1 protein-coding gene is annotated in these 3403 nt (G+C 58.9%); it reads right to left on the bottom strand.

Features of this window, described 5'->3' with window-relative positions; translation table 11 throughout:
• Positions 1-921: 921 nt before the first annotated feature.
• A complete protein-coding gene (locus tag FJ404_19615; GenBank protein MBM3825054.1) occupies positions 922-2064 on the bottom strand; it encodes a hypothetical protein in 1143 nt (380 codons plus the stop codon).
• Between the last annotated feature and the right edge of the window lie 1339 nt (positions 2065-3403).

Here is a 3403-nt window from a genome sequence, read left to right as displayed (position 1 = left end):
AACTGCACCGTTTAGGATCATGAATCAACTCGCGGGCTGTCTCCCCGATGGGGTCGGCTGCCTTCATCGTCAGGGCGAGTGATTCAACCTCCCGACTAACTTGATGCTCAAGTTACTCACCATTCCGCACCCCGACTCGGCGGAGCTTTTTGCTTAAAACGGCAGTTGCCCTTTTTAAAGTTCAACCCGTCGCATCCGACGTCACATAACTCAAACTCGTCCCGCCAAGAATCCCAACGGGATTCCGTCCCGAAGCCCAAGGTTGCGAGGAACGAGCTACCTTGGGTCACGGTTCGCCAATGCAAACCAACCCCAACGGGGTTGTGACGAAATCCTATTTCCGTTTGACAGGGTAAAGCCACAACAGTGCCTCCAGAGGTTGTTGGTGACCGGGTTGTCTTGGTAACGCAGACAGCCCTGTCTGCTGCTTCGCAGGCTGCCCAGCCTGCGGGGCGACGAAGGAAACTAGCCCGCTATTTCATGCACGGGACGCCCGGTGAGGACATCGGGCCTACAAACAAAGAGGCAGGCGCGACTGTAGGCCGCGTGCCCTCACGCGGCACACTGTCGCGGATTCAAGCTCAGGATGAATTATCCGGGCCAGGCGCGTGGAAAGCATGGAAGGGCCTCGTTCTTCACCCGCCGGGCCGACTGGCAGTCGGCGATACGGCAGGCTGGGCAGCCTGCGCCACACGACAGAACACTTCGGGATGCACGGAGGCCACAACCGCGTTGCGGATGAATTCATTTCCTCTTCTTCACCGCGTCCTGCCAAGAATCCCAACGGGATTCCGTCCCGAAGCCCAAGGTTGCGAGGAACAGTTGACCACGCCACGGTCGTGACGAGCGATCAACCTCCCGACTAACTTGATGCTCAAGTTACTCACCATTCCGAACCCCGACCCGGCGGAGTTTTTTTGGCTAAAAATATCCCAGCCAAACGTCGCGCCTTCTCTGTTTGAGCTCCGCAAACCAACGGCACGGCCAATAAAGCAGGAAAACAATGGCAATCCACATGCCATAAATCCCCCATAATCCGAACTTCATTCCCATGAGTCTGGCCAGTCCATGCGTCAGGAACAGGTGGAGAATGAAGTAGAACATGGGTACTCGCCCGAATGTCACCAAGGGCGAGAGCCATCCTTTCCAATCCAGTTTCTCGAACCAGGCCAGCAGGAACATCGAGGGCCCCAGCGTCATGAGCGTATAAAGCAGCGAAGGCGGGTACTTGTGGCAATCCAGGAAGCGCAACGCGGCTTTCCACGCCGGGGCCTCCGAGTTCCAAGGCGAGGGATTTCCATAAACGCTCGTCCATCGCAGCAGCAAGAAAAGAGCGACGGACGCCACGCCGAGGCGTTTGAGGAGGACTGCTCGGCGCGAGGCTTCCCACCGGTAGAACATCCCAAAGACGTAGCCAAGCGTCACGATGCCGGACCAAGCCAGCGTGGGATAGACGATGAAAATCTTGAAATCCCCGATCGGACTGATCACCCCCATTTTGTTCAGAAAAATCCACCAGGGCTCGAACACGCCCAAGTCCTTGCGCTGATCCAAAAAATCCAAGGCATTGTGCCCGAAAACCACCAGCAGGGCATAAGCGGCGATGACGGGGAATGGAAGCCAGATGAGGAGAGCCAGGATGATCAAGGACCACCCGATCGCCCACATCATGAGCATGACAGGCGGACGCGCGTAACTCAGCTCAAACGACCAGCCGAACTTCAGCACCGTGAGTTCTAAAAACACCAGCCACACGCCGCGGGTCCACAGGAAGTAGAACAAGTCTTTCTTGGTTTTGCCCCGGCCCATGGAAAGAAATGCCCCCGTGCCCGCGAGAAAAAAGAAACACGGGGCGCAGAAGTGGGTAATCCACCGGGTCAAGAACCATCCGGCATGCCCTTGCTCGAGATCCAGCGGCTGAAATTCGACGTTCGAGAAAAAGCCCCGCGCGTGATCAAGCGCCATGATGATCATGACCAACCCGCGCAGCGCGTCGAGGGAGTCCAGACGCGGACGAGCGCCGGAGTCAGGTGAGATGAGTGGAGGACTGGACTCCGCGTTCATGAGGGCCAACGATGCTTTCGGAAGGCGAAAAAGCGCGGAGGGATGATGCCACCCCTCCGCGCTTGCATGAGTTCAATCCGTCAGGCCGCGAGTCTTACTCGTAAACGAGGGTGACCGAGGCACCTTGAACGTTGATCGACTTGATCGTCGTGCGTCCACCGCTTTGCACCCGGTAGAACCGGGTTTGGCCCGACGTCGGGATGGTGATGGTCTTGCTGGCGGCATTGACCACCGCGTTGCCAGCCGCCGTGTAGGGTCCTTCAACCACCGCCGAGGAGAACAACTGCACGCTGGGCGCCGCCGCGAGCGGCAAGCAGGCCGCCGCCGCCGATCCGGTCAGCGGAGGTCCATCCGCGGAAGGACCGCCCAAGGCCGCCACTTCTTCATCCGACAAAGCGCCTTCGCGGAACTGGATCGCGTTCACGTAGGCCGAGCTCTGCTCATTGTCGTCGCCGTCGTTGAACATGAAGATTTCAGCCGGCAGCGAGAAGCGCCCGTCGATGTTGGCGCCGTCACCGGTGACATCCTCACGATGCTTCGCGCCGTTGACATACTTCGCGAAACGCTTCGGCGTCGAGGTCATGTCCGCCACCAGAACGACTCGCGCCCACTTGCCGCGCTCGTGCCTGCTGGCTTCGGTGTTCCCATCGTAACTCGAGCAGCAGCCCTTGCCGTAAGATCCATCTGAAGCGCGCCAGAACAAGTCACCGTCGTTGTCCTGGTTCAGATCGTGCGTGCGCAGAATCGTGCCGAACCCATGTCCCTCACCCCAAAGAACGTCCGCCACCATGGTCCAGGAGTTCGCATTGCGTCCGCCGCCACTGGCCGCCAAACCGGGCTTGATTCGAATCCCGGTCTTCTTGAAGTCCGTGCCGTTTTCATTCCTCGGAATAGAGAGGAACTGGACCGGCCGGCCGTTGATGCCCGGAATGTCTGCGAAGGCGCCCTGGCCGCTCGTGCCAAAGGAATATTGAGAGCTCAGGGAAGGATCAATATAGGCCACGGCGTTGCCGCCGAGACCCGCGTTCAAATTACCGTCAAAGGACCAGTGACCTTTAATGGTCGGCGAGGTCGTCTGAGGCTCTGGAACACCGGTCGCTGCGGGCCCACCCAAAGCCGCCACTTCTTGATCGCTCAAGGCCACCGGACGGAACTGCAGGGAGCTGATATAGGCGGTGCTTTGTTCGTTATCGTCACCATCGTTGAACAGGTAGATTTCAGCCGGCAGCGAGAAGCGCCCGTCGATGTTGGCGCCGTCACCGGTGACATCCTCACGATGCTTCGCGCCGTTGACATACTTCGCGAAACGCTTCGGCGTCGAGGTCATGTCCGCCACCAG

Source organism: Verrucomicrobiota bacterium, assembly GCA_016871495.1.
Taxonomy (GTDB): domain Bacteria; phylum Verrucomicrobiota; class Verrucomicrobiia; order Limisphaerales; family VHDF01; genus VHDF01.
Note: the sequence above shows the minus strand (reverse complement) of the source record. Positions and strands in the feature narration are given on the sequence as shown.

What these genes read in the sequence shown, in the direction of transcription:
- FJ404_19615 (MBM3825054.1), bottom strand. Translation starts at nt 2,064, where the DNA reads ATGAACGCGGAGTCCAGTCCTCCACTCATCTCACCTGACTCCGGCGCT.